At 52.4% G+C, this 24,797-nt stretch carries 30 protein-coding genes; 22 read left to right on the top strand and 8 right to left on the bottom strand.

Going from position 1 to position 24,797, the window contains the following annotated elements; genetic code table 11:
* Nucleotides 1-69: 69 nt before the first annotated feature.
* Complete coding sequence (locus SYNCC9902_RS04165) at nt 70-4,080, bottom strand: magnesium chelatase subunit H (RefSeq protein ID WP_011359632.1); 4,011 nt, start codon at nt 4,078-4,080, stop codon at nt 70-72.
* A 126-nt stretch (nt 4,081-4,206) separates the two neighbouring features.
* On the opposite strand from SYNCC9902_RS04165, the gene dapB reads away from it, so the two are divergent.
* The 5 genes from dapB to SYNCC9902_RS04140 all read left to right on the top strand — a co-directional run bounded on the left by dapB (nt 4,207) and on the right by SYNCC9902_RS04140 (nt 7,445).
* Nucleotides 4,207-5,040, top strand: a complete 834-nt coding sequence (gene dapB, locus SYNCC9902_RS04160) for a 4-hydroxy-tetrahydrodipicolinate reductase (RefSeq protein ID WP_011359631.1) — start codon at nt 4,207-4,209, stop codon at nt 5,038-5,040.
* Between the two features lie 10 nt (nt 5,041-5,050).
* A complete protein-coding gene (locus SYNCC9902_RS04155) occupies nt 5,051-5,710 on the top strand; it encodes a hypothetical protein (protein WP_011359630.1) in 660 nt (219 codons plus the stop codon).
* Between the two features lie 63 nt (nt 5,711-5,773).
* Nucleotides 5,774-6,025, top strand: a complete 252-nt coding sequence (locus tag SYNCC9902_RS04150) for a high light inducible protein (RefSeq protein ID WP_011359629.1) — start codon at nt 5,774-5,776, stop codon at nt 6,023-6,025.
* 18 nt (nt 6,026-6,043) lie between these two features.
* Nucleotides 6,044-7,213: an FAD-dependent monooxygenase gene (locus SYNCC9902_RS04145; protein ID WP_011359628.1), complete on the top strand. Its 1,170-nt coding sequence runs from the start codon at nt 6,044-6,046 to the stop codon at nt 7,211-7,213.
* A 19-nt stretch (nt 7,214-7,232) separates the two neighbouring features.
* Nucleotides 7,233-7,445, top strand: coding sequence for a DUF2949 domain-containing protein (locus SYNCC9902_RS04140; protein WP_011359627.1), 213 nt, complete (start codon nt 7,233-7,235; stop codon nt 7,443-7,445).
* On the opposite strand, the gene SYNCC9902_RS04135 is transcribed toward SYNCC9902_RS04140, so the two are convergent.
* Entirely contained in the window at nt 7,436-7,963 is a 528-nt protein-coding gene (locus tag SYNCC9902_RS04135; RefSeq protein WP_011359626.1) for an adenine phosphoribosyltransferase, read from the bottom strand. The two genes, SYNCC9902_RS04140 and SYNCC9902_RS04135, sit on opposite strands and share 10 nt — an antisense overlap.
* Nucleotides 7,964-8,681: 718 nt before the next feature.
* On the opposite strand from SYNCC9902_RS04135, the gene SYNCC9902_RS04125 reads away from it, so the two are divergent.
* From SYNCC9902_RS04125 to SYNCC9902_RS04105, 5 genes are all read left to right on the top strand, one after another.
* Nucleotides 8,682-9,812: a glycosyltransferase family 9 protein gene (locus tag SYNCC9902_RS04125; RefSeq protein WP_011359625.1), complete on the top strand. Its 1,131-nt coding sequence runs from the start codon at nt 8,682-8,684 to the stop codon at nt 9,810-9,812.
* 405 nt (nt 9,813-10,217) lie between these two features.
* Nucleotides 10,218-10,754: a DUF3038 domain-containing protein gene (locus SYNCC9902_RS04120; RefSeq protein WP_011359624.1), complete on the top strand. Its 537-nt coding sequence runs from the start codon at nt 10,218-10,220 to the stop codon at nt 10,752-10,754.
* An 8-nt stretch (nt 10,755-10,762) separates the two neighbouring features.
* The gene (locus tag SYNCC9902_RS04115) at nt 10,763-11,386 is read left to right on the top strand and encodes a DUF4335 domain-containing protein (protein WP_011359623.1); all 624 of its coding nucleotides are present in this window, start codon (nt 10,763-10,765) and stop codon (nt 11,384-11,386) included.
* A 53-nt stretch (nt 11,387-11,439) separates the two neighbouring features.
* Nucleotides 11,440-11,685: a hypothetical protein gene (locus SYNCC9902_RS04110; RefSeq protein ID WP_011359622.1), complete on the top strand. Its 246-nt coding sequence runs from the start codon at nt 11,440-11,442 to the stop codon at nt 11,683-11,685.
* Entirely contained in the window at nt 11,682-12,050 is a 369-nt protein-coding gene (locus tag SYNCC9902_RS04105; RefSeq protein ID WP_011359621.1) for a hypothetical protein, read from the top strand. Before SYNCC9902_RS04110 ends, SYNCC9902_RS04105 begins: the two co-directional genes overlap by 4 nt.
* A 7-nt stretch (nt 12,051-12,057) precedes the next feature.
* On the opposite strand, the gene SYNCC9902_RS12415 is transcribed toward SYNCC9902_RS04105, so the two are convergent.
* The gene (locus tag SYNCC9902_RS12415; protein WP_156771066.1) at nt 12,058-12,207 is read right to left on the bottom strand and encodes a hypothetical protein; all 150 of its coding nucleotides are present in this window, start codon (nt 12,205-12,207) and stop codon (nt 12,058-12,060) included.
* 221 nt (nt 12,208-12,428) lie between these two features.
* Between SYNCC9902_RS12415 and ppk2 the strand changes: the two genes are divergently transcribed.
* The 6 genes from ppk2 to SYNCC9902_RS04075 all read left to right on the top strand — a co-directional run bounded on the left by ppk2 (nt 12,429) and on the right by SYNCC9902_RS04075 (nt 15,717).
* Nucleotides 12,429-13,307: a polyphosphate kinase 2 gene (gene ppk2, locus SYNCC9902_RS04100; protein WP_011359619.1), complete on the top strand. Its 879-nt coding sequence runs from the start codon at nt 12,429-12,431 to the stop codon at nt 13,305-13,307.
* Between the two features lie 114 nt (nt 13,308-13,421).
* Nucleotides 13,422-13,601, top strand: a complete 180-nt coding sequence (locus SYNCC9902_RS04095) for a hypothetical protein (RefSeq protein WP_156771065.1) — start codon at nt 13,422-13,424, stop codon at nt 13,599-13,601.
* 213 nt (nt 13,602-13,814) lie between these two features.
* A complete protein-coding gene (locus SYNCC9902_RS12870; RefSeq protein WP_232179264.1) occupies nt 13,815-13,961 on the top strand; it encodes a hypothetical protein in 147 nt (48 codons plus the stop codon).
* A 116-nt stretch (nt 13,962-14,077) separates the two neighbouring features.
* A complete protein-coding gene (locus SYNCC9902_RS04085) occupies nt 14,078-14,401 on the top strand; it encodes a hypothetical protein (protein WP_232179263.1) in 324 nt (107 codons plus the stop codon).
* A gap of 138 nt (nt 14,402-14,539) precedes the next feature.
* Nucleotides 14,540-14,785, top strand: coding sequence for a DUF3104 domain-containing protein (locus tag SYNCC9902_RS04080; protein WP_198001751.1), 246 nt, complete (start codon nt 14,540-14,542; stop codon nt 14,783-14,785).
* A 722-nt stretch (nt 14,786-15,507) separates the two neighbouring features.
* The gene (locus SYNCC9902_RS04075; RefSeq protein ID WP_037988988.1) at nt 15,508-15,717 is read left to right on the top strand and encodes a hypothetical protein; all 210 of its coding nucleotides are present in this window, start codon (nt 15,508-15,510) and stop codon (nt 15,715-15,717) included.
* A 158-nt stretch (nt 15,718-15,875) separates the two neighbouring features.
* Here the strand turns inward: SYNCC9902_RS04075 and SYNCC9902_RS04065 are convergent, their stop codons facing one another.
* From SYNCC9902_RS04065 to SYNCC9902_RS04055, 3 genes are all read right to left on the bottom strand, one after another.
* Entirely contained in the window at nt 15,876-16,610 is a 735-nt protein-coding gene (locus SYNCC9902_RS04065) for a hypothetical protein (RefSeq protein ID WP_156771064.1), read from the bottom strand.
* Between the two features lie 51 nt (nt 16,611-16,661).
* Nucleotides 16,662-16,883, bottom strand: coding sequence for a hypothetical protein (locus SYNCC9902_RS04060; protein ID WP_011359611.1), 222 nt, complete (start codon nt 16,881-16,883; stop codon nt 16,662-16,664).
* 90 nt (nt 16,884-16,973) lie between these two features.
* Entirely contained in the window at nt 16,974-17,471 is a 498-nt protein-coding gene (locus SYNCC9902_RS04055; protein ID WP_011359610.1) for a thermonuclease family protein, read from the bottom strand.
* Between the two features lie 316 nt (nt 17,472-17,787).
* On the opposite strand from SYNCC9902_RS04055, the gene SYNCC9902_RS04050 reads away from it, so the two are divergent.
* Nucleotides 17,788-18,414 carry a DUF938 domain-containing protein gene (locus tag SYNCC9902_RS04050; protein WP_011359609.1) on the top strand — a complete coding sequence of 209 codons (627 nt, stop codon included), beginning with the start codon at nt 17,788-17,790 and terminating at the stop codon, nt 18,412-18,414.
* Between the two features lie 48 nt (nt 18,415-18,462).
* Nucleotides 18,463-19,491 (top strand): mechanosensitive ion channel family protein, encoded by a 1,029-nt coding sequence (locus SYNCC9902_RS04045; RefSeq protein ID WP_011359608.1) that lies wholly within the window; start codon nt 18,463-18,465, stop codon nt 19,489-19,491.
* On the opposite strand, the gene SYNCC9902_RS11985 is transcribed toward SYNCC9902_RS04045, so the two are convergent.
* Nucleotides 19,449-19,829, bottom strand: coding sequence for a hypothetical protein (locus SYNCC9902_RS11985; protein ID WP_011359607.1), 381 nt, complete (start codon nt 19,827-19,829; stop codon nt 19,449-19,451). The two genes, SYNCC9902_RS04045 and SYNCC9902_RS11985, sit on opposite strands and share 43 nt — an antisense overlap.
* Before the next feature lie 36 nt (nt 19,830-19,865).
* Between SYNCC9902_RS11985 and purS the strand changes: the two genes are divergently transcribed.
* Genes purS through SYNCC9902_RS04025 form a run of 4 tightly spaced genes read left to right on the top strand, consistent with a single transcriptional unit; the run spans nt 19,866 to nt 23,531 of the window.
* On the top strand, nt 19,866-20,156 hold the full coding sequence (gene purS / locus SYNCC9902_RS04040; protein ID WP_011359606.1) for a phosphoribosylformylglycinamidine synthase subunit PurS: 291 nt from the start codon (nt 19,866-19,868) through the stop codon (nt 20,154-20,156).
* Nucleotides 20,153-20,806, top strand: coding sequence for a phosphoribosylformylglycinamidine synthase subunit PurQ (purQ, locus tag SYNCC9902_RS04035; RefSeq protein WP_011359605.1), 654 nt, complete (start codon nt 20,153-20,155; stop codon nt 20,804-20,806). Before purS ends, purQ begins: the two co-directional genes overlap by 4 nt.
* Nucleotides 20,806-21,771: a S66 peptidase family protein gene (locus tag SYNCC9902_RS04030; RefSeq protein ID WP_011359604.1), complete on the top strand. Its 966-nt coding sequence runs from the start codon at nt 20,806-20,808 to the stop codon at nt 21,769-21,771. Before purQ ends, SYNCC9902_RS04030 begins: the two co-directional genes overlap by 1 nt.
* A complete protein-coding gene (locus SYNCC9902_RS04025) occupies nt 21,771-23,531 on the top strand; it encodes a gamma-glutamyltransferase family protein (protein WP_369776184.1) in 1,761 nt (586 codons plus the stop codon). Before SYNCC9902_RS04030 ends, SYNCC9902_RS04025 begins: the two co-directional genes overlap by 1 nt.
* Nucleotides 23,532-23,630: 99 nt before the next feature.
* Here the strand turns inward: SYNCC9902_RS04025 and fba are convergent, their stop codons facing one another.
* Nucleotides 23,631-24,704, bottom strand: coding sequence for a class II fructose-bisphosphate aldolase (gene fba, locus SYNCC9902_RS04020; protein WP_009790178.1), 1,074 nt, complete (start codon nt 24,702-24,704; stop codon nt 23,631-23,633).
* Nucleotides 24,705-24,797: the final 93 nt, after the last annotated feature.

Below are 24,797 nucleotides of genomic sequence, written 5' to 3'. Positions count from 1 at the left end.
AAATAATGCCGCACAGGTAGACATCAACTTATTCAAAGAGGCAAATAATAATTTCTGTTTTGCCAAAGATTAATCTGCAACGACTCCCTCAATGCGATCTTCAACCTCTTGGTAAAGCTCCTGCAGTTGCTCAATATTTTCATCAGAAGTTTCCCAATAACCACGACCATGAACCTCAAGCAAAGTACCGACAATTTGACGGAAACTATTCGGGTTAAGTTCTAGCAATCTCTTCCTCATCTCAGGATCATTAATGAACGTTTCATTGGCTTCCTCGTAAACAAAATTATCGACCGAACCACTGGTAGCACTCCATCCGAGGGTGAAATTCAGACGTTTAGCCACTTCGCGAACGCCCTCATAACCGGAATCGAGCATCCCCTCGTACCACTTTGGATTGAGAAGTTTGGTGCGAGAGTCTAAACGGATTGTTTCACTTAAAGAGCGAACTTGTGCGTTAGCCGTTGTGGTGTCGGCGATATAACTTGTAGGAGCCTTGCCATCATCTCGAAGTCCTGCAATTAACTTCGTGGGATCAGAATCGAAATAATGACTGACATCTGTTAATGAGATTTCGGCTGAATCAAGGTTTTGAAACGTAACATCGGCAGTTTTCATTACCGACTCAAAGACGTCTCGATTTTGGTTCATCTCGCCAGGATTATCGGCATTGAAAGCAAACGTTTTACGGGAGAGGTACATCTCTTGAAGCTCTCCTTCTTCTTCCCAGGTGCTGTTCTCAACCGCAAGGTTCACATTAGAGCTGTAGCTTCCACTGGCATTGGAGAACACTCTGCAGGCAGCATCCCGCACACTTGTCCCTTCTTTCTCAGCCTGTTCAAGCGAATGCTTCCTCACAAAGTTTTGATCAAGCGGCTCATCAGCCTCGGCAGCCATCTTCACTGCCTGATCAATCAAAGCCATCTGATTGATAAACAAATCACGGAACACCCCGGAGCAATTCACCACCACATCAATACGGGGACGACCCAATTCCTCTAGGGAAAGCAGCTCCAGTTTGTTGACACGGCCAACGGAGTCGGGCATGGGCTTCACACCAACAAACCAAAGGATTTGAGCAAGAGACTCGCCGTAGGTTTTGATGTTGTCGGTTCCCCAAAGAACGCAGGCAATGGTTTCAGGCCAAGCACCCTGTTCTTCTCGCTGTCGTTCAATCAGTTTGTCCACCACTCCCTTCGCCGCAGCAACTGCGGCGCGCGTTGGAATGGCCTGGGGGTCGAGGGCGTGAATGTTTTTGCCACTCGGCAAAACTCCCGGATTACGGATCGGATCTCCACCAGGACCGGGCAGGATGTATTCACCATCGAGAGCTTTCAACAAACTCTCCATTTCCATATCAGCGCAGATTTGTTCTAGGCAGAAGCGCAAGTAGCCGAACAACTTATCGAGCTCAGTGGCATCAATCTGAGCAAAATCAGAGTTACAGCAAGCCCTGAGCCATGGAGATGGCAACTTAAAACCAAAGCGAGCAAGAACGTCGTAGAACCAGCCGAAACTATTTCGCATGCTCACCCGGCCATCCAGACCGGTCAGCGACCGAACCATGGCTCCCACCGCAGCACGGCATGTCTCCGTAATTGTGCGGTTGAGTTCCACATCGGCGAGCACACCGTTGTCGTTGCCCTGATAGATGTCTTCAATGCTGCGGCCAATCGACTCCGCCAACAGACCGGGCAATGACCGCAGGCCATCTTCCTCGCGTTCCAATGCAGCAATGCTGACCAGAGTGGCGATTGCTTCCTCCGCCGTAGGAGGTCGACCAATCGTGTGTAAACCACAGGGCAACAAACGACTTTCGATCTCCATCAACTGCCGGTAAACGGCTCCCACCAAAGCGTCGCGACCCTCAAGATCAATTGATCCGGCATCATCCTCAGGTAGGTCGACATCCTTATCGAGATTGCACTGGCGAGCCGTTTCAACAATCGTGTTGACGATTTGAACCCCACGGCCACCTTCCCGCAGCTGTTGATAGGAGCCCACCAGCTCACCAAGCTCCTTCAGCCCCTTGTACAAGCCAGCATTTTCTGCCGGAGGTGTGAGGTAGCTAATGGTGGAGGCGTACCCACGACGCTTCGCGATTGTTGCTTCAGATGGATTATTTGCGGCGTAGTAATAGAGGTTTGGAAGAGCACCAATCAACGAATCTGGGTAACAGGTTTCACTCATGCCCATTTGCTTTCCAGGCATGAACTCCAGCGAGCCATGGGTGCCGAAGTGGAGAACGGCATCCGCCTTCCAAATTTTTTGGAGGTAGGTGTAGTAGGCAGCAAATCCATGATGGGGGCTTGCACTGCGGGAGTACAGCAGGCGCATCGGATCGCCTTCGTAGCCAAAGGTGGGCTGGACGCCAACGAAAATATTGCCGAAATGGCGACCAAACACCAACAGGTTTTGTCCATCGCTGTTGAGATTTCCAGGGGGTTTCCCCCAGTTCTCCTCCAGACGATTGGAGTAGGGCGTAAGGCGCTCGTATTCCTCAACGCTCATGCGATGGGCAATCGATAGCTCAGGGGAACCCTGCATCGCTTCTGGATCGTTGATCACCGCCTCCAGGAGGGCTTTGGGAGAACTCGGCAGGTTCTGCACGTCGTATCCCTTGGCCTTCATTTCCTGCATCACGCGATGAATCGAGCCAAAAACATCGAGATACGCAGCAGTACCAACGTTGCCCTTATCTGGAGGGAAGCTGAAAACAGTGATGGCAAGTTTCTTATCGACGCGGGGCTTGGTCCGCAACGAGGACCAACGAATCGCCCGTTCAGCTATCGCATCGATTCGATCTTGAAGGGTATGAGCTTTCCCGGTGGCGTCGTCTCGACCCGACAGCACGATGGGTTCGATTGCGCCATCCAACTCAGGGATAGCGATCTGAAGAGCCACCTGCACTGGATGTAAGCCAAGGTCGCTGCCCTCCCATTCTTGGGTGGTTTGGAACACCAATGGCAACGCAACCATGTAAGGGCGATTGAGCTTCTTCAGAGACTCAATCGCCTTGGGGTGATCCTGACGAGCTGGTCCCCCCACAAGGGCGAATCCTGTTAAAGAAACAATGCCGTCCACCAAGGGCTGCTCTGGATTGAGTGGGTCGAAGAAAAAAGCGTTGACGGGCCTCGAAAAGTCGAGTCCACCACAAAAGATCGGAATCACCCGAGCTCCGCGGTATTCCAGTTCTTGAATCGTGGCGACGTAGTGGGCGTCGTCTCCCGTCACGATGTGGCTGCGTTGCAACACCAGACCAATCACCGGGCCAGTTCTGGCCTGCTCAGACAGATCAGTGCGGCTTGCGTTCCAATTCAGATACTCCTTGAGATCTTCAAACATCGATGGAGCCAAGGGATGCCAGATCCCGAGATCTGGAAAAACCTCCGGTTCCGCCACATTCATCGCTGGGCGCTCCTCACCTTCGGCGGGGGGGAACACGTATTTATCCGCCAACATCAGCAGAAAATTCCGAAGATTGTCCGGAGTTCCTCCAAGCCAGTACTGGAAGCTGAGCATGAAGCTGCGCGCATCCTGCGCTTTCTCCACTGGCAGGTATTTCAGAACCGTGGGAAGTGTGTTCAGCAGCTTGAGCATGGCGTCTTGAAAACCGGCTCCTCCGGCCTCCTTCCGCTTTTTCATGAAGCCGGCAATCGCACTTTTGCTCTGGCCAAGCTGCGCCATGGAGAAGCTGCCGAGCTTGTTCAGCCGCATCACCTCTGGCATCGAGGGGAAGACAACAGCTGCTTTTAAACGATCGCGGTGGGGGGCAACTGCGTCGACCACCTTCTGGGCCAAGTCTTCAATAAAAATCAACGAGGCGATAAAAACGTCTGCCTCAGCCACATCCGCACAAAAACCGGCGTAGTTGTCGTCATCACGCAACTCTTCTATTAGGTAGCCGCTCAACTCAATCCCGAGCTCAGAACCCGCTGCATTCAGGGCATTGGCGGCTTGAGTCAACGCGTTCTGATACTGGGGTTCCAGCACCACATACACGGCCTTCATCACCGATTTGTGGTTCTGACCATCAACAGGGGCAACGCGACGATTAGCGGAGCGGACCTGTGTGAACATCTGCGCACTTCGAGCTAAGTACAGAACTTAATGGCGCTTCCTCTCGAGGACCTGAAAGATATCGATTGGTTTCGATTGAGCGTCAAACGTGTGGGCCCATAGGCTTTGGGTGTTCGCGCCGCTTCGATGTCCTCTCCAATTCCTGTTGTTGTTGCGGGAGCTCTCGGCCGGATGGGCGCGGAAGTCATCAACGCGGTCGTCAACGCCGAGGACTGCCAACTGGTGGGAGCGATCGACAACACCCCCGGCAAGGAGGGAACTGATGTGGGCCTAGAGCTCGGCATCAAAGAACTTGAGGTGGCCGTCACAGCCGATTTCGAAGGTTGCCTTTGTGCCGTAAGCCAATCGGTACGCAATTCCGACCAGAACGCTGTGCTGGTGGATTTCACCCATCCTTCTGTGGTGTTTGATCACACCAGAGCTGCAATCGCCTACGGCGTGCATCCGGTGATTGGCACCACAGGACTCAGCCCTATACAACTGAACGATCTCACTGAGTTTTCAGCCAAAGCTTCAATCGGAGGGGCGGTGATTCCCAATTTCTCCGTCGGGATGGTGCTCTTGCAGCAAGCCGCGGCGGCAGCGGCCCGTTTCTATGACCACGCCGAGCTCACTGAGCTTCATCACAACCGCAAGGCGGATGCTCCGAGTGGCACCTGCATCAAAACAGCCGAACTCATGGAAGAGGTCAAACAAAGCTTCAACCCAGCGGAGGTGGATGAGCATGAATCGCTGCAAGGTTCACGGGGAGGGGTTCGGGACAGCGGACTCAACCTTCATTCCCTGCGCTTACCAGGGCTTGTCGCCCATCAAGAGGTGATGTTTGGTGCACCAGGTGAGACTTACACCCTCCGCCACGACACGATTGATCGATCGGCCTACATGCCTGGGGTTTTGCTCACTATTCGAAAAGTGGGTTCTCTCCAACAATTGGTCTATGGCCTGGAAAGGCTGATTTGAACAACTACTGATGTTGATTCCGCTCCGTCCCGGTGAACTGCAGCGGCTGATTCCAGCGGTCGCCACAGCAGGTCAATTTCGATTTTCCCTTGGCTCACCCCAAGAAATTTTGCAGCGGGTGATGGTGGCCACGATTGGTGGCGTGATCACATTGCTGATCAGCCAAAGCCAAATGTCGAGCCGTTGGGGGCCCTTTTGGCTCGTGACGGGCGTGGTGTTTTTGCTTTATATCCTTTGGGGTCCAATTGTTCAGGCAGGGCAGCGCAATGCCACGCTGCGCCGCTATCCCTCCGCGGCACTTTTTGAGGGGGAGGTCGCGACCGTGACGACCCGCGAACGCGTCGAAAACCGCCATGAGCAGGCTGATAGCCGCGGAAAACTGGAGCTGATCGAGAATCGACGCACCTGGATGCTCCTCGAGCTCGAGGACGAGGACGGCTACTTGGGACGAGTGGCCTTTCCGATGGAGAAAAACCACAAAACGATTCGAGCAGGAACCGTGATTCGCTGCTTGGTCTTAAGCGAGCGAAAAGATTTTTCGCGGATTGGAGCGCTCAGCGATGCGTGGCTCCCAGGATTGCGGATGTGGGTTGGTGAGTACCCATATTTATTGAGACCAGCCTTTGAAGAGCTTTGCCGACTTCGCCTATCCCGCGCCGCCAGAAATTGAGCGGTTTGTAACGATTCCGCAAACTTGGTTTACACTTCTTCGCAAAGACGCCTTTGGTTGTCCATGACTCAATCCACTCCTTCATCACCCGTGATCCGTGGCGCCACTGTCACCACAGAAGATGGCGGTCGTCTCAACGCCTTTGCCGCTGAACCCCGCATGGAAGTGGTGGAGAGTGAGCAGGGTTGGGGCTTCCACGACCGCGCTGAAAAGCTGAATGGACGCATGGCCATGCTCGGCTTCATCGCATTGCTCGCAACAGAGATCGCCATGGGCGGTGAAGCGTTCACCCACGGCTTACTCGGACTCGGCTGATCCTCACAGTCAACCTGCATGACTCGCCACACTCTTGTGATGGCGAGTTTTTTAATGGAAACCCATGTCATGGGGGCCGGTCCGACCGGGTGCATGGTGGCCCTGGCCTTGGCGCATCAAAATCAGCGCGTGGTTTTATTTGATCCGCAAAATTCAAAAGCACTGGCAGCGCGAAGTCGTGCCTACGCCATTACCCATTCCAGCCGACGACTCATGCAGCGCTTGGGCGTTTGGGATGAGCTCCGTAAGGATTTGGTGGCCTTCGAACAACTCGACCTTCGTGATCTTGCGGCAGGTCGTCAGGTGCTGTTCGTTTCGGATGATTTGGCCGAAAAGAACCGCGGCCATCACGGAATCGGCTGGATTCTTGACCACCGACCTTTGATGACTGCTCTTTTGCAAAGACTTCAAGAGTCGGCGCTTGTGCAGTTGCATCTCGGTGGCGAAGCCGCTCCCATACCGAGCCCCGACAGCCTTGTGATCGCGGCCGATGGACCGTCGTCTCCGACCCGTGAAAGCTGGGGCATTGGTTGTTGGCAGCATCGCTATCGGCAGGGATGCTTAACCGCCAAGGTGGTGCTTCGAGGTGTCCAAGCCAATCAAGCCTGCGAATTATTTCGGCCTGAAGGACCGCTTGCCGTCTTACCCCTTGGCAACGACCATTTCCAAGTGGTTTGGAGCGCACCGATGCAGCGCTGCCAAGACCGCAGCGCGTTACCACCAAGCGAATTCCTAGACCAACTGGCTGGGATTTTGCCTCAGGGCATCGACCCAGACCTTCTTTTGGATCAGCCCAAGGCCTTCCCCCAACAATGGATGCTGGCGCGTCGCCTCAGCAGAGGCCGTGGCGTTTTGGTCGGAGAAGCTGGGCACCGCTGCCATCCGGTGGGTGGACAAGGCTTAAACCTTTGTTGGCGGGATGTTGATGTGTTGGTGAAGTCGGTGCAGAAAGGCGGCACCGCTAAGCGGATCGCTGCCCGTTATGGACGTCAACGCTGGATCGATCTGATCTTGGTTGGTACTGCCACGGACCTACTGGTGCGATGTTTCTCGAATCGCATCGGCCTGCTTGTTGTTTTTAGGCGGATTGCCCTGCAACTGCTCAAGCAGAGCCGTGGCCTGCGGCAAGTCAGTCTCCGGGCGATGACCGACGGCCCCCTGCAGATCGGACAGGCGTTGCCAGACTGATTTCGGAAGCGGAGTTGTCATGGTGATGTGCAGCCATCCACAGCCATCCGCACCGGAGGACTTAGAGCAGTTTTTGTTGCGCCGTGTTGGGTTAAGCCTGAACGCCCTGCAGCTTGGGTTGCGACAGGCAGAGCTCGAGCAGGCTCCCTTACCCATTGTTTTATGGAGCTTCGGGTTACTCAACCTGGAGCAACTTCAAACGGTGCTGGATTGGCAGGACGCTCAGTCGTAGGCGAGCAATGAATCAACGGATAGATCCTTGGGCAGCACTGTTCTGCCGCCGAGCCCCTTGAGCTCAATCACAAACGCAAAACCGACCAATTCTCCGCCGGCCTGGGTTACCAACTGCGCGGTTGCAGCCGCGGTGCCGCCGGTGGCGAGTAGGTCGTCCACCACCAAAACTCTCGGTTGGCCCACCAATGCATCGGCCTGAATTTCAAGCCGGTCGCTGCCGTACTCAAGCGAATAATCAATTCCAACAACATCGCCGGGCAACTTGCCGGGCTTCCGAACCGGCACAAAACCAAGGCCACATTGATGAGCCAGGGGAGCACCCACGATGAATCCCCGGGATTCGATTCCCACAATCAAGTCCGGACGAGTTCGCTCACACACCAAAGAAAGCAGACGGATCACTTCCGCAACCGCTTCAGGGGAACGCAGCATCGGATTGATGTCTCGAAACAGAATCCCAGGCTTGGGAAAATCTGGAATCGTCCGGATATACGAGGCTAAATCTACCGAAGACATTGCAGTCACTGGCTAATCGGGGATCTGAGGGAAGGCTTATGCAGACACCTAGAAAAGACACCTGTGTTCAGGCACTTTGTCAGGTCGCTTGCCCCGCAGAGCTGCACACAGATCTTCTGCATTTGCTCACTTGGCAGAAGCCACCTCAACGGAAGATCTATTAAGTGTCTTGATTTCTAGGCTACAACTCTGTACCGAATTCATCGAGCCAACCTCGCACAAATATCAATATTCATCGCATGGAATCGACAAACTGTTTGAGCTCCGATAGCCCCCTTTGATCCACATCGCATAACACCCAACAATCTGATTCCCCGTATGCAACTTGGGCTCACAAAAATCAATACAGACAATATTGATCAAAGCACTATACTTAGGATTTGCCGAAGAAGAATACTCAGCCAGAGAAGATTGACACGCCCTAGAAGAAATTGAGGAGAAATCCGTCAAGACTTTAAGAGAAACCAAGCCAATCAACAAGGCCTAAGGACATTGAGGTGGATTTCATCAATTCCCCAAAATGCTCAGTTCGTCAAGAATCAACGGGAGAGGTTCATTATCAAACCAACGCTCATAAAGATAGGCAGATTCACAAACTCAAGGGAGAACTTCATTGCATCGATGAAACCTTTGACAACCACCATCAATACAAAGAGCAAGAAATTTCTAGCAAAAAACCAATCAGGTGATAAAATAAATTGTGACTATATTGCAATCAATGCAACGCTTTGATGGCCGTGACCTGGGATCATCTCCACATATTGCCGTATTAGGAAGCTGCAAGCTTGGAAATTTCATAGTAACAATTCCAATGCTTCGCATCCTAAGAAATAAATATCCAGGCGCAGTCATTGACTTCTGGGGAAGCGAGATAACAAAAGACTTTGAACTCGCATTGTGCGGAAAAAATCAACCATTAGACTGGAGAACGTCTTGGGACAAAAAATATTCAGAAATTAAAAAAATCTTTGATTCATTCACAGATCGAGTCAGAAAATATTCCAACTATGATTTACTTATTAACTGCGACGGCTTCAATCCGCTTACTCAAGCACTATCGAGCTTGTTTAAACCAAAATACCTTGCCGGTGCTGGCCTCAGGGAAGATGGAAGATCACTTCTAGAATGGGGTTTGCTTCCAAATCAACGATTTTTAGCAGACAAAGACTGGGACTCGATTGAATTTATAAAAAGATACTCTGAATATTTTAAAAGCAACTATATCGCTGAGTTGATATGCAGGATGGTTTTCCTTAATCCCAGTGCAGACGACTTGGCATTGATCGACCTACCCTGGGAAGAACCGGGTTTTGATGTACCCGAAATTCTTATTCACTGCACCACCGCTAGAAGCGCAAAAATCTGGCCTTTTGACAATTGGAGCGAAGTATTAATATTTTGCCAAACCGAGCAGATAAAAGTAGGCCTAATTGGGGCGTCTCCTCAGATTCAAGCGAGCGAATATCATTCGCAAGGAGGAGAAGATAGCCTAATTAAAAACTTTCCATCCATACTAACTGATCTTCGAGGTAAAACCAATCTGATTCAACTGGCTGGAGCGTGCAAACTTGCCAGAGGAACCATCAGTGTTGATGCAGGCCCTATGCATGTTTCTGCAGGGGTTGGTTCCAAGACGCTAGCCATCGTAGGCAACGATAAGCGCGGCGATGGAGTGAGCCCAATAAGACTTTGGCTCCCAAGAACCAAACTTTGCGAAAGAACAATTAGCGACTACTCAACAACTAGCTTTGCAGAAAATCACTACAGCAATGATAATTTAAAGATTGCCAAAAAATGTATGAATGGAGTTCCACCCTCTCAAATAATTGATTGGATCAAAAGCCTTTGAGTTCTTCCATAAATCCAAATCCCAAGAATGCATTGATTTTACAATTTTTTGCAGCAATACTTAAGACTCTTGTGCGCTTGATTGCCACCTGAAAGTACCAGCTAGACATATTTAGTAGATTCGTCTGACCATGGAGGTAAAGAAAGAACTTTTGAGGAAATATCTACTCAATCAACCGCTGATAGCTTCTCAATCGTATTCACACCACCAGAAGCAGTTATGGCAAAGCCCACTCCTCGAGATAAAGTCAATAAACAATAATTTCCTTCCTCCATTGCTGGGACGAACGACGACCGTTGGTCATTCATCGGACATTTATCCCAAGTCCTTCCACAGGAAACTAAAAATTGTTGTTGCAGACGCTGGCGTTAACTTTCGTACCTAGCAATGAGTGATACCGCAGCCATGACAGAAGTTCCTCAGCAGTCTGGTGCCCACCTCAGCCGTCGGGGCGTGGAACGACTCGACCTCCTACTCCTTACCGTTGAGGCCCTCGACCTCAACGGAGGTGAGGCAATGCTGTGGACCAGCCACCAGATGGGGCTTCAAGCCCAGTTTCCCAATCGAGTTGAGCTATGGAAGCGGCGGTGCCACAACCCGCTTCGCCGCACAACGCGCAGGGAGCAACTCAATCCCGTGGATGCCGAATCCCTGATTTGCTTGGTGTGTGCCATGGCAGAAAGGCTGTACCCCATGCTCCACCAGCTGCTCTCCAGCCGTGAACCGGCTCAACTCACCCAAGAGCGCTGGATGTTGCTCAAGGAACGCCTGGGAGATCTAATCGAGGAACGTATGAATCTTCGACGCGGTGCTGTGATGCATCTTCTGAATCACGACAGCGAGGGCCCCCTTCACCGCCAACTGATCAACACCCTTGCCCTCTGTGCTGGCCCCGGTGGCATTGACAGACTTCGCGCCACGTTGCTCGACCCCACACCCTGAATCGCGCCATGCAAAAAAACACCTACCGCTACGAACAAACGGCCGCTCTTCTCCTGGTGGAGGGGTACCCAGATTTATCCGCCGGCCACGGCAGTGAGGCCATTGGAATTTTGTCTGCCTGGCGCCTTCAGCTCATCGGTACTCCGGAACTCGAAGGCACTCGCGACCATCTCGAGTCGTTAATGACAGCCGTGATGCCCTATGCGCGACACCAGTTGTCAGGAGTGGGGCGTCGCTTTGGTGCCAGCAGTAGTTTCGTTTCCATCGGCCCCATGGACTCAGGGCCTGGCCATCAACTGGAACTGCGCAGCAGTCGTGAAGGGGTCGAACCACTGCAGATCAAGCTCGATGATGCCGACCTAGCTGATCTGGTGCGCTGCCTGGATCGTCTTCGTTTGGATGAACGCGTCAAGCTGACCTGGACAATCCCGGCCGATCAACCGCTGAAACGTCAGGAGCTAGTCGATCGCATTCCGCTGAAACGCCGATTAGCCGCTCCGGTTCTTGGCGGATTTGCTCTAGCGGCAACGGTGGGCATGGCGCTTCTCCAACCCTTACCCCCGATCGGAGAAGAGTCGACAAAACCCTTGGCCCCGGGGATTGAAACAGCACAACCCGATGCCGAACGTTGACGACAGACACTCAGCCTTCAGAATCGACAACGATCGCACTTCAGTTCCAGAGCATGGGTGACAGCTGGTCGGACCTGAGACGACGTGTTGCCCGCATCGGAGCCTCGCTCGACGTGGTGGTTCGGAGCGATCCAGAGGTCTGTGGACTCAGTGGATTGGACTATCACCTCACTCTTCATCACAGTGGTTATGGCGATTGCACAGTGGGATGCCTCACCCTGATCAATTGTCCAAACGAACTGGTGCTGATTGAATTTGCACGCTGGATGCGTGGGGCAGGCCATACCCTCGAGTCATGAACAGGCGCGCTCGCACGTCCCATCGATCACAGCGGCGTGTTTTTCGCCCAAAACGGCCTTTTCCGTTCGTGATTGTGTTCCGGCAGCTTTCAGCCGGACTCTTGATGCTGGCGGCTGGCCTGGGCATTGCCTTCTTGCTCCAGCAATTGCCTCAACAAGTTGACGTTGTGCTGTTGGTAAGCGAAGCCATCGCAGATTTGATTCGTGGGATTCAGCAATTGCTCGAAGCCATGCTGGGCCTCGCGGCCGTTGTCGTCATTGCCGCATTGGTCGTGCTCGCAAGCGTGCTCAGTTTTGGCGGTATCTGGCGGCTCTTACGACTCCTACGCATGCTGCTGAGGCGGAATCCTCAAGAACGACGTTGAGGTGGGGCTAACGATTGCTGCATTCCCCAAAGCTCCACCAGGGTGATCGAGGTTTGGGAGCAAGGGGAAGGAATTCCAGAAGAACGGCGGGAAAGAGCTTTACAACCGTTCCAACGCCTCGATGAAGCCCGCGGCAAGCCATGTTGTTGATCAGCATGGGGGCAAGGTTCAATTCTTGAGACGCCGGCCTGAGTCACGTCACCCCTCTAATCAAAACGAAACTCCTGGCGAATTTGCGGCAACCATTAACATTCCCTTCATCGGTAAAAATAAAAACTAAAGAGCACATAATTATCACCAACACTGAAACAATCCATGAACATGCACAGCAATGCAGCCTGAGATAAACTATCAACGGATCAAACGATCAGCCAACACATGTCAAAAAAAGACCATCAAAAGAATTTCGCGCATTCGAAGCACGATGGAACGACAGAAGGCGATATAGTCCGACACCCAAATTCGCAGCAATTAAAGAAAAAATTCTACGAAGATGAGCTGAGTAAAATACAAGCAGAGCTGGTAAAAATGCAATACTGGGTAAAAGCAACTGGATATCGGATTGTCATCCTTTTTGAAGGTCGTGACGCAGCAGGCAAAGGTGGTGCCATCAAACGATTAACAGAGCCAATGAATCCCCGAGGCTGCCGAGTCGTCGCACTTGGAACGCCATCAGACCAACAGAAAAGCCAGTGGTACTTTCAACGCTATATTGAACATTTACCCTCGGCAGGGGAAATCGTCATTTTCGACCGCAGTTGGTATAACCGCGCTGGAGTGGAAAAGGTAATGGGCTTTGCAACCGCAAAACAGGTGGAGCAATTTTATGTTGCTTGCCCACGATTTGAACAAATGCTTACCGAAGATGGAATTTTACTACTCAAGTATTGGTTCTCTATAAATGACGAAGAGCAAGAAAAACGCTTTCAGGAACGAATTGAGAATGAACAACGCCGATGGAAACTCAGCCCAATGGATATCGAGTCTAGAAACCGATGGGTTGATTATTCCAAAGCAAAAGACGTCATGATGGCGCACACCCATAGTGCCGAAGCTCCCTGGTTCACGATCGAAGCCGATGACAAACGTCGCGCTCGTTTGAATTGCCTCCAACATGTTCTGAGCAAAGTGCCCTATCAAGACATGACGCCACCTCCAATCAAGCTACCCAAACGCCCAAACCAAGGGACTTATCAGCGACCACCGATTAACGAACAGTTTTTCGTTCCAAACCACTACCCATATGAAAGTGAATAGTGTGCAGGTAGGGAAATAACGATTCTCTGATCGTCTGTATCAGTGGTGAATCCAAAGCAAGGAAAGGAGCCTGCGACACCAAATTTCGATATCCGATGCGCCATAATTAAGCGTATGACGAACAGCACACCCACCCTTCTGATTTGGCTTGTCCAATACAGGAAGTATCTCGACTTGGTTCAGCAAGATTTGCACGAACAGGCTGAGTTGGTGAAGGCCGAAATCAACGAAGCACTCCCCGATGCAGAATTATGTTGGGAAGACCTAGAAAGAGCTGCGCAAAATCTCAAATAATGATCATTTGATTTCGATCAATTCTCTTGAACCTTCAATATTTTAAATGGCGTTCCATTACTCGCTTACGCTAAATTTTAACAAGAAATGAGATTCAATTTTTTCCTAATTACCTTTTTTATTATCAGCTTTATTGGGCTCACGCCAGCTCCGAGTGAAAGTCTTGAAGAATGTCAACTGATCGCCAAGGTGTTATCCAATCTTGGCAGCAGCATGAGCAGACATCGTTTGATCATCGCGGAAGGCAGCAATCCAACAATCATCGATGAAGCCAGTCGAGCCCTCGCGACTGAAACCAAGCTCTACAGCAGCGCAAAACGTGAGTATCAAAAAGCTCGCTGCGACGGATGGAGACGTTAGATAGTCGATCGATTCATTCAAACCAAAAAAGAACCCCTGCTCTGATAATGGGCTAATCAGCTTGCGAAGCAATGGGAGCAAAAACGGATCTGGCTGTTGTTAGAGGCGCGCAAGTCATGGCCGTCGCCCTCGTGGTGGCTGTGGCCTATACCTCCACCATGGGGTTGCTCAAGCAAAAAAAAATTGATCTGAACGGCCTGGAACAACAGCAAGAGCTCCGTTCAACGCCGCGGGTGACGCACCCAAATGGATGGCCTCGCAAACCAAAGGGCACGATCGCTCCCAAGGTGAAAGCAGAGTCGCCATCAACGCAACAACAAACAAAACCCAAAGACAACGACCCCAACGATCTTGAGTCTGAACAATCCCAGACTGCATCGGGCTGCTCGACACCCCCAGGCGGAGGACCAGCCGTAACATCAGATTTCAAACCTTGCTGAGTTGGCGTCAGACCATAAGTTGAACGAACTTATAGGCCTTTGTGCTCCTTGCTACAAAGGCAGACGCAGCTAGACCAAGGGGGTCGGGAACACGTTTCCCTCGAGGTTGAAATGTTTGGTGCGTTAGTTGTTCCAGCCTTGAAACCAGGTGATCTTGTGCTGGTCGAGCCAAATGGCCGAAGCAGCGAAGATCCCTCAACAGACTGGTGGATTGGCTGGATTACTCATTCAGAGGAAACAACAGGCGCGGTCACGGTCGGCCCTAGGGAGAACACCTTCCAAGCCAGCGACTGTGAAACAGGCCAACTCCGATCGGTGAAAGGGAATGAAGCAACGCGACTCGTTCTATCAGGCATCAACTCAACATTGAAGCGACTCCTCTAATCGAAATCCTGGACCGTCTCAGCAGACACACCACCAAGCAAAAGAGACCCCTCGCAACCTCAAAAACCTCTAGCACCACTTACTTCTCAACAGGGCAAACCCCATAACCACCATCAATCTCCACAGGACAGTGGAAAACCTGAGCCGTAGCGACCGGCCAGCTCTTGTCGAAAAGCCTTGCGAGAACTAGCTCCTACTACTAAGCTGTGGATATCCCCATCACTCGGCCAGCAGGAATGCTGGCTTTTTTTTTGGATATTCTCGATCACAGCAAATGAACGAACACCGTCATCGGACGGTGATTGGGCATAGACGAGGGAGTCATGGACCTGCAAAAAATCAAACAGAGTGGGTTTATCCCTCCAGGGGGACATCCCTAAGAGACCCAATCAAACGGATGATGACAAAACCAAGGCGCTAAATTAACAATTTTCAGCCAATCAACAACTTATTCTTTTTTCTTCGATCGTTCAAACCAAGCAGCAAATGCAAATGAGATGCTGATCGCAATCGCTGCACCAATACAAACAATTCCAAGTTCAATTGACATGCATCAATCCTTCAATAACGATTGTTGTGTTCAAAAGCACTGACCCGCACCAACCAAGAACGACAGCGAACGACCGACGACCACAGCAGATCTTGAGTTAAAAGACCAATCACGCTTAAGCTACTGCATCATTGATTGGTCATCACTGTTGCTCGGGTCATGGCAAGTGCTGATGCGATGCGTGGCGAGCGCCCTTTTTTTGGTGGCCCATGGATTGCTTGTGCTCGAGCACATTGCGATTGGAACAGCCCTGCATGGAGTCGCTGAACTTTTTCTCGCCCCATGGGCTATTCGACATCGAGCGTGGGACATCATCATTATTGGATTAATTTTCTGCGTCTTTGACCTCTGGGGAACGGTGCGGCTGGTTGGAGTGGCTTAAGTCTTAAGACGTTGGCTCAACCCTGGATCTGCGGCAGCCAAAAACCAAGGAGCTGCCAGGACGACCAAAGAAAAATTGCTAGGAAAACCCAGTTCAGCCAGGGTGGGCGTTGATCATTTTCAAACATGGGCGTCAGCGTCTACGTCACTATATCGGCCTTAAGCATGTTTCAACATTGGAATGATCAAGAGTATTGCCATCCCGCCACTTCCAGACAGAAACCATAAAAGACGAGTGCTATTCGCAGCAGGCAATTCCTCTCGAAACACAGTCATCAGAAGGCCGCCACCGAGAAATGCCGTAGCGAAAGCCAGAGTTAAATCTGAAATTGGATGAAACAAAAATGCATTTAGTAAGCCTAAGACCAATGCAGCACTACCAATCCATCGATTGCGGTGACGAAATCGCTTGGGATGGTGGATTACCGAGAAACGGTCTGCAAGCAAAACATGGCCTGCTATCGCAACTGTAAATAAAATCCCATATTCAATCCCGGTACCAATTAATGAGGGAAGAGAATAAGCATAAAGATAATTAATTGCAGCAAAACTACTCAGATGGAGCCATGACGAAATTGAAAACAAGAACGTTTGGCGTTGAGCCAAAACATCAATACTAAAGACTACTAACACCCCTAAAAGGGCAATCAAAAATAAAATAGCCTCAATCAAGTGTGAAGGAGCATAGGGAATCATCCCGATCGTCTCAGACAATTCACTTCCACCAGTTGCTAGCTCAGGAAGAAGATGGACAAACACATATGCCAGCCCTGCACCACCGCCAAGAGATGCCAAACGTTGCTGCTGTGAATCAGATTGGCCCGCTAAAACAACCGCATACCAGTGGCATGAGGCGATGATCAATACACAGATAGTGGCAACGAACCAGATCAATATGCTTACAACTACTCAACTCACACTGCTCATACACAGCCCCGTTGTCCATTAACGGATTGCGGAACTCCAATTGGCTGACCGGAATGAGACTTTTGCTCCTGCTGAACGCTTTAGATCGTGCATCCCCTCGAGCTGGTTATAAACCGCCAATACCTGTCGGCGAATATGGTCAGTATGGGGAAGATCTGACAGCAGCCGCAAAACATCTTCGAGGGAGCGCTTGGCATCAATCACCACACGACAATCAAGACTTCCAGCTTCGTCAGGCATTGTTGAAATTCACTTGACTTCTATTTAGCCAAAAATGCTTCGGTTCGATTGTCTTGATGCATACCAAAGACAGAACTACTCGGCGATAACTCAGGGCTCTCCCCCACCGGCGGCCTCCATCACATCCCATGGACGCTCAAGTGGTGGGGTTGCCGACCATAGACCAAGACCCGCATCCTTCGCCATCGTCTCAAGCTCTGAATAATTCAAATCATCACAGCGCCCCACAAACCCATCCCAAGCCATAACACTTCCCTGCTGCACAAGCTGAGCGCCAAGATCCTTGCCATTCACAAACAAGCGACCAACTAAGCGCCCGTACACATCCCTTGATCGAAGCTCGAAGAATGCCTGATCGCCTCGTTTCACGTGGCTCTCTATGACTGATTGGGCAAACTCAGCCCACGGCTCCTGACGAAATCGAGGAGCCTGAAGGCAAGCCAAACGAACAGCGCGACCATGCTGTTCCACTTCGACTAGAAGCTGCTGACCATTTGTGATCGACAGGATCTTCACCGGTTTCTGCTGGCTATAGCCCGCAAGGGATCCAAAAATTGTGGCTATCAAAGCAATCAGGACATATTTCATCTGTTTGTTCTGTCAGGAGAAGGAGTCTGAATCGAAACAGGCCAAACAGCAACACCTTCAAGAATGAGCTCTCATCATCTTATGGGAGTTAAGTTCTCGCTACATCCGAAAGAAGTACAGTCACACCAGGACTGTGAGGCTTGAACAAGCTAAATAATCAATGGCATGATGTTATGGATGAATGTGCATCATCTATCGTCCAATTTAGGATTGAACGATAGATTTTGTAGAATCCGAGATTCTCTGGGGAACTCCGGTGAGAGCTAAGAATCTAAGGAAGACTAAGTCAAGCGACTTCACCGCAGAGGCATCCTGAATGGCAGATCTAGGGCAACGGTTGCACTTCCCTGCCACAGCAAGAAATCGCGAACCGATTACAGAAATCCTTCAACAGTGGCTCCCAAACGGGGGAACCATTTTGGAAATCGCCAGTGGCAGCGGTGAACATGCTGTGGCATTTCAACAGAAATTTTCCCATCTGAGATGGCAAGCAAGTGATCCGGATCCTCAGCACCGCGACAGCATCAACGCATGGATTCGTTATACCGAGCAATCCAGCACGATGCCCCAAGCGCTTGACATCGATGTTGCACAACAACCCTGGCCACTACCCAAGGATGTCCAACTATGTCTGTCCGCCATTGTTTGTATCAACTTGCTTCATATCAGCAGCAAAAATTGCACCGAAGCACTTCTCCAGCAAGCGGCAGAGCAACTACCGCCCAAGGCTCCTCTGATGATCTATGGACCCTTTAAACAAAACGGGGCCCATACAAGCCCAAGCAACGAAAGCTTCGATTCGAGCTTGCGAGAACGTAATCCTAAATGGGGCGTGCGTGACATCGAATGGATCAAATCGTTAATCACGACACTCCCCTTGATACTGATGGAGTGCATCTCCATGCCAGCTAACAATCAAATGCTCATCTTGATTCATGAATAATCTTGCCAACAACACAAATCAGCAGCACAATCAAAGAAGTCAAACCTGATGCACGTGCCTGACGTCCTTCTTGATATAGCCGGAGGAATTGCATTAACGCTCTTAATCTCCTTTATCTTTAAAAAAATTCTCCCCCGATTAGCAAAAAAAACACAATCAGATTTCGATGATTTTTTATTACGTGAAATTAGCGGCTTAATCCTTCCGTTCGGAATTATTGCGGTTCTTCTTCTGGCGGAAGCCAAGCTTCAGCTCCCAGGGGGGCTCAACAGGCCCTACGAAATTATTCTGACGATCGTAGGAGCCGTTGTTGTTATTCGTTTGATCAACCGGATCGGCATGCGCCTGCTGCAAGGCATTGCACGACGCAGCGGCAGAGACGACATTGAGCAACTCATCAAAACTCTTTTCCCTCTCTTAAGAGCACTCACTTGGGTCGTCGTCAGCCTCATTATTCTTCAAAGTCAAGGCGTCAAACTGGCCGTTGTATGGGGACTACTGAGTGCTGGCGGCATTGGATTAGGCCTCGCACTAAAGGAACCGGCCCAAGAATTATTTGCTTACCTAATGATTCTGATCGACAAACCCTTTACGATCGGACAATTCATTGCGGTCGACTCTGTATCGGCAACTGTTGAAAAAATCGGCGTTCGATCCACACATCTTCGAAGCTTAAGAGGTGAAATTGTTGTTATCAATAACTCAAAGCTTACCAGTTCCAATATCGAGAATTTTGCCACCATGCAACAACGTCGAATGATTTATTCAATCGGCGTTACCTATCAAACTACAGCGGATCAGATTCAATCCATACCAACAACAATACAAACCATCGTTGACAACACAACACATGCAATTTTCAACCGCTGTCATTTCACAGGCTTTGGCGATTACAGCTTAAATTTTGAAATTGTTTATTACATCGACAACCGCGATTACACCAATGCCTTGGACATTCAACAATCGATAAACCTAAGCATCATGCGCAAATTTGAAGAACAAGGAATTGAATTTGCCTTCCCGAGTCAGACGCTCTATCTCGAAGGCAATGGAATAACCGCGGGAGCAGCGTCTTGAGGACGCGGCTCCTGATCGCTTGATCGACGTCCAAGCCAAACACTGCCGATCACCAACAACAACGCAATAGCAAGAGCTGCAGTGGGCAACAAACGCCTTGGGGTGGACTGCCCTAAGCGGCTATCTGGATCGTTGTCGTCGACAGACGCGAGGTCATTGGCTCTCGCTTCTCGAAATTGAAGTTGACGGCATCGGTTGCACAGCGTGCTGTTGATGCCACTGCCTTTCAACTTGAAGCCAAAACGTCCAGGGATCTCAACGGGAGTCCCACAACTTCTACAGGTGAGGGTGAACACGGTCTTGGCCAGGAATGCCGAAACCGGTTTACCACCCGCCACCCATCAAGTGTTGACGCAGCACAACCAAAAGGATGGGTGTCTGGCAGGATTCCACTAGCCCTGCTGGTGATCGTGCCGCGTTATCAAGCCCGCGTTCTGGTCCACCTGCGCCCCTCTGTGCTGGATCCTGCTGGAGAAGCCGCAAAAGGTGCCGCCATCCGTCTGGGTGTGGATGGGATTAGCAAACTGCGCATCGGCAAAGCCGTTGAGTTAGAAATTGAGGCCCCGAACGAAGAAGAAGCCCGTCGTCGGCTTGAACTTCTGAGCGATCGGCTTCTCGCTAACCCAGTCATCGAGGACTGGTCCCTAGAGCTCCAGGATTCATGACGATCGGGGTTGTTGTTTTTCCTGGTTCCAACTGCGACCGGGATGTGCAATGGGCAACCGAGGGATGCCTCAACCTGCCCACACGACGGTTATGGCACGAAGAAACCGATCTGAGTGGGCTGGATGCCGTCGTGCTTCCAGGGGGCTTCAGTTACGGCGATTATTTGCGTTGTGGAGCCATCGCACGATTTGCACCGGTGCTCCAGTCGCTGATGGACTTCGCTTCGAAGGGCGGACGAGTTCTGGGCATCTGCAACGGCTTCCAAGTGCTGACGGAATTGGGATTGCTCCCTGGAGCCCTCACACGCAATCAAAACCTGCACTTCATTTGCGAGGACGCACCACTCCACGTTTCAAGCACCCGCACCGACTGGCTGAAGGCCTACGGCAACGCCGCATCGCTGGTGCTGCCCATCGCCCATGGAGAAGGTCGTTATCAATGCAGCAACGACACCTTGAAACAACTTCAAGATCAGGACTGCATTGCGCTTCGCTACGGCTCAAACCCCAATGGTTCAGTAGATGACATTGCTGGAATCACCAATCCGTCGGGCAATGTTCTTGGATTAATGCCCCATCCAGAGCGCGCCTGTGATCCAGCCACCGGTGGCACCGACGGTCGCAGCATGCTGAAAGCACTGCTGAACTGATGATCCAGCGCCGTTCGCTGCTGATCTCAGGAGCGACCACTACGCTGGGTGCGCTGCTTAGCGGGAAAGCCACTGCTTCAACAAGAGGATCAACACCTCACTTACCCCCCCTCCGCAAGGGAGCCCGCTTACGCGCCATCAATCCCGGTACTTGGATCGAGCCAGATACAGCATTTGATGCCCTGATCGACCGCTGCGCCGCCGAAGATTGGACCCTGGAGATTCCGCCATCCGTGACCGAGCAGTGGCGATATTTTTCAGGCCGCGATCAAGAACGGGCTGTCGAGCTCACGAGGGCTTGGGCGGATCCCAGCATTGATGCCGTGATCTCCCTCGGTGGAGGGTGGGGCAGTGCTCGCGTCTTGGAGGCTGGCTTTGAATTCCCCCGCCGGCCCAAATGGAGCCTGGGTTTTTCAGACAGCTGTTCCCTGCTGCTCGCCCAGTGGGCCGCCGGGCTACCTGGCGCCATTCATGGCTCCACCAGCGGGACCGAGGATCAATGGCAACGAACCGTTGACCTGCTCAAGGGACGCCCCGTCGCGCCCCTTGATGGACGCGGGATTGTTCCAGGTATCGGAGAAGGTTTTCTCGTGGTGACCAACCTCACGGTGGGAACCCATCTCATCGGCACCCCATGGATGCCCCATCTCGACGGAACGATTTTGGTTCTTGAAGACGTTGGAGAAGCCCCCTACCGGGTGGACCGGATGTTGACCCAATGGAGAAGCGCCGGGCTTTTGGACAAGGTGGCCGGAGTGGCTTGTGGTCGATTCAGCTGGATGGAAGACGACATCCAGCCGGGTGATTTCAGCATGGAGGAGATTCTCGAAAACCGCCTCGGGGGCCTTGGTGTTCCCCTGGTGGTGAACTTACCCATCGGCCATGGCCTCCCCAACCAGGCCCTGCCGTTGGGGCAACGGGCACGCCTGGATGGTCGACGCGGGAGGCTTGCGCTCCTCCCTTGATTCGCACCTTTGTTCTACCGCTAGTGACTTGCGTTGCGTTCGTAGGCGCTGACGTCGCAGGGGCTGCGCCCGTCAGTCGCGATGACCCCGAGGGTGCCGAAAGCAACCAGCGAATAATCTCTTCAGCCGCAGGTTCGGCCGTTGTGGTGACTGCCCATCCACTCGCAACGGCTGCGGCCCACACGATGTTGATGCAAGGAGGGGATGCGGTGGATGCCCTTGTGGCAGCGCAAAGCGTGTTGGCCGTGGTGGAACCACAAAGCTCTGGCCTTGGAGGCGGTGGGTTTCTGCTGCATTGGAACGCTCAGCAACGTCAGTTGGATGTGCTCGATGGTCGCGAACAGGCCCCAAGCGCGAGCCGACCAAACGATCTACTGAAACCCGACGGACAGCCGCTCCCCTGGCGAGAGGCCACCAGCCAACTTCGCGCCATCGGGATCCCAGGAACCGTGGCTCTGCTTTGGGATGCCCATCAGCGCTGGGGTCGCCTGCCATGGACAACCACGTTTCAACCGGCGATCACCCTGGCCCGAAAAGGATTTCGGACCACCCCGAGGCTATTGCGCTCGATCAGGCTGGCCCAAAGGATTGGTACCCGGCATAGCACCGAATTTGATCAGCTCTATCGACCTGGTGGTGAACTGCCAAGGCTGAATCAGGTGTTTCGAAATCCAGCACTTGGGGACACACTTGAACAGATTGCACGGGATGGTGGATCCTCGTTTTACGACGGGGCGTTAGCGGCTCGAATCCTCAAGGGGATAGCCGAACTTGGCTCGCAAGAACGGGCGTTTCAGGGATGGGCGGCAGCGGATCTCAAGAACTACACCGTCATTCGACGGCATCCCGTCTGCCACCCCATCCAGCGCTGGCAGCTCTGCACCGTGCCACCACCAAGTGGTGGTGGGCTAGCGATTCTTCAAACGCTGGCGTTGTTGGAGGCCACTGGCCCCATGTCCAACCCAAAGCGCCCGCAAACATGGCAACGGTTTGCCACCGCCCTCCAGTGGGCCGATGCTGATCGCTACTACTGGGTCAACGACCCGAGTGACTGGCCTGTTCCCACGAAGGGACTGCTAACGCCGCGATATCTCCGAGGGCGAGCCACGGCGCTGCTGGATCAACCGGCATCCATTCCAGGCCCTGGGTTACCACCGGGGCGAAGCCATTACCCCTTTGCCAGGACAAGTGCTGGCGTTGAGCAAGGCACGACGCATCTTTCCATCGTCGATCGGCACGGAAACCTGGCTGTCTACACAGGATCAGTGGAAACGGTGTTTGGCAGTCGCCATGTGGTCGCCGGAATGGTGATGAACAATCAGCTCACAGACTTCGCCTTTCGACCATCCATCCAAGGGCGACCGGTGGCCAACCGTCGCCGCCCTGGGAAACGCCCGATGTCATCCATGGCACCACTCATCGTGCTTGAAAACAATCAACCCGTCCTGGCCGTGGGATCTCCTGGTGGACGAACAATTCCCCACTTCATCAGTCGCGTGCTGATGGCATCGCTGTTTTGGGGACTCCCCCCTGAACAGTCCGTTGCCATGCCCCATCTCTCGATCCGAGACAACCGGCTGGTGGCTGAACGCGATTCACCCATACCCTGGCCGTTCGCGCTGACAGAGCTCAGTAGGGGAGAGCAGGAGATCAAATCCCAACCGCTGAACAGCGGCATTGCCTTAATTCAGCGGATCCACGGGCGTTGGCATGGGGTCGCTGATCCACGGCGGGAGGGCGCCGCGATGGCCCTGCCTTAAAGCGGAAACGATGGGTTGGCCACTGGAACATGTGGTGCCTCAAAAACACCACAAAAAAGGGGCCCAAAGGGCCCCAAGTGATACATCTCTGGGCGCTGATCAGGCAGCAACAGCAGTTTTAGGGTCAAGCGCACCCTTGGCATACAAGCCGGCGTAGTAGTTGATGTCGCTTTGCTTGATCTTGCTGGCGTTACCGGCAGCCCAGAACTGCTGATAACGATCCAAGCAAACCTGCTTCATGTACTTCCGCGCTGGCTTATTGAAGTGGCGGGGATCGAAGTTGGCAGGATCAGCCATGGCTGCTTCACGGACAGCGGCAGTGAAAGCGAGGCGGTTGTCGGTGTCGATGTTCACCTTGCGCACACCATTGCGGATACCTTCCTGAATCTCTTCGACGGGAACGCCATAGGTCTCAGGGATAGCACCGCCGTACTTGTTGATCATCTCCAGCCATTCCTGGGGAACGGAAGAAGAGCCATGCATCACCAAATGGGTATTGGGGATGGCCTTGTGGATTTCAGCGATGCGGCTGATGGCCAACACTTCACCAGTGGGCTTGCGGGTGAATTTGTAAGCACCGTGGCTGGTACCGATGGCGATCGCCAGGGCGTCAACCTTTGTTTTGGCGACAAAGTCAGCGGCCTCAGCTGGATCGGTGAGGAGCTGATCTTTCGAGAGTTCACCCTCGAAGCCATGGCCGTCCTCAGCTTCACCTTTGCCGGTTTCGAGGGAGCCGAGGCAACCCAGTTCACCCTCAACACTCACGCCGATGGCATGGGCAACATCCACTACATCTTTGGTGACGTTGACGTTGTAGTCGTAGCTCGCAGGGGTCTTGGCGTCTGCTTCAAGGGAGCCATCCATCATCACGGAAGTGAAGCCGTTCGCCGCAGCACCGAAGCAGGTGGCGGGGCTGTTGCCGTGGTCCTGGTGCATCACCACCGGAATGTCGGGGTAAGTCTCTACAGCAGCCAGGATCAGGTGGCGAAGGAAATTTTCGCCTGCGTAGGTCCGCGCACCGCGGGACGCCTGCAGGATCACTGGGGAATCGGTCTCATGAGCCGCTTCCATGATCGACTGCACCTGCTCAAGGTTGTTCACGTTGAACGCAGGAATGCCGTAGCCGTTTTCGGCGGCGTGGTCTAGCAGTAGACGGAGCGGAACGAGCGCCATAGTGAAATCTCAGTGAAGGCCGATCAACGGACAAATGTCCGTAGCCGCGAGACTTTACCTTTGAGTCGTGTGAAATGTCACGACACTCAGTTG

The organism is Synechococcus sp. CC9902, assembly GCF_000012505.1.
Classification (GTDB): Bacteria; Cyanobacteriota; Cyanobacteriia; order PCC-6307; family Cyanobiaceae; genus Parasynechococcus.
This window is presented reverse-complemented; position numbering and strand designations above follow the sequence as displayed.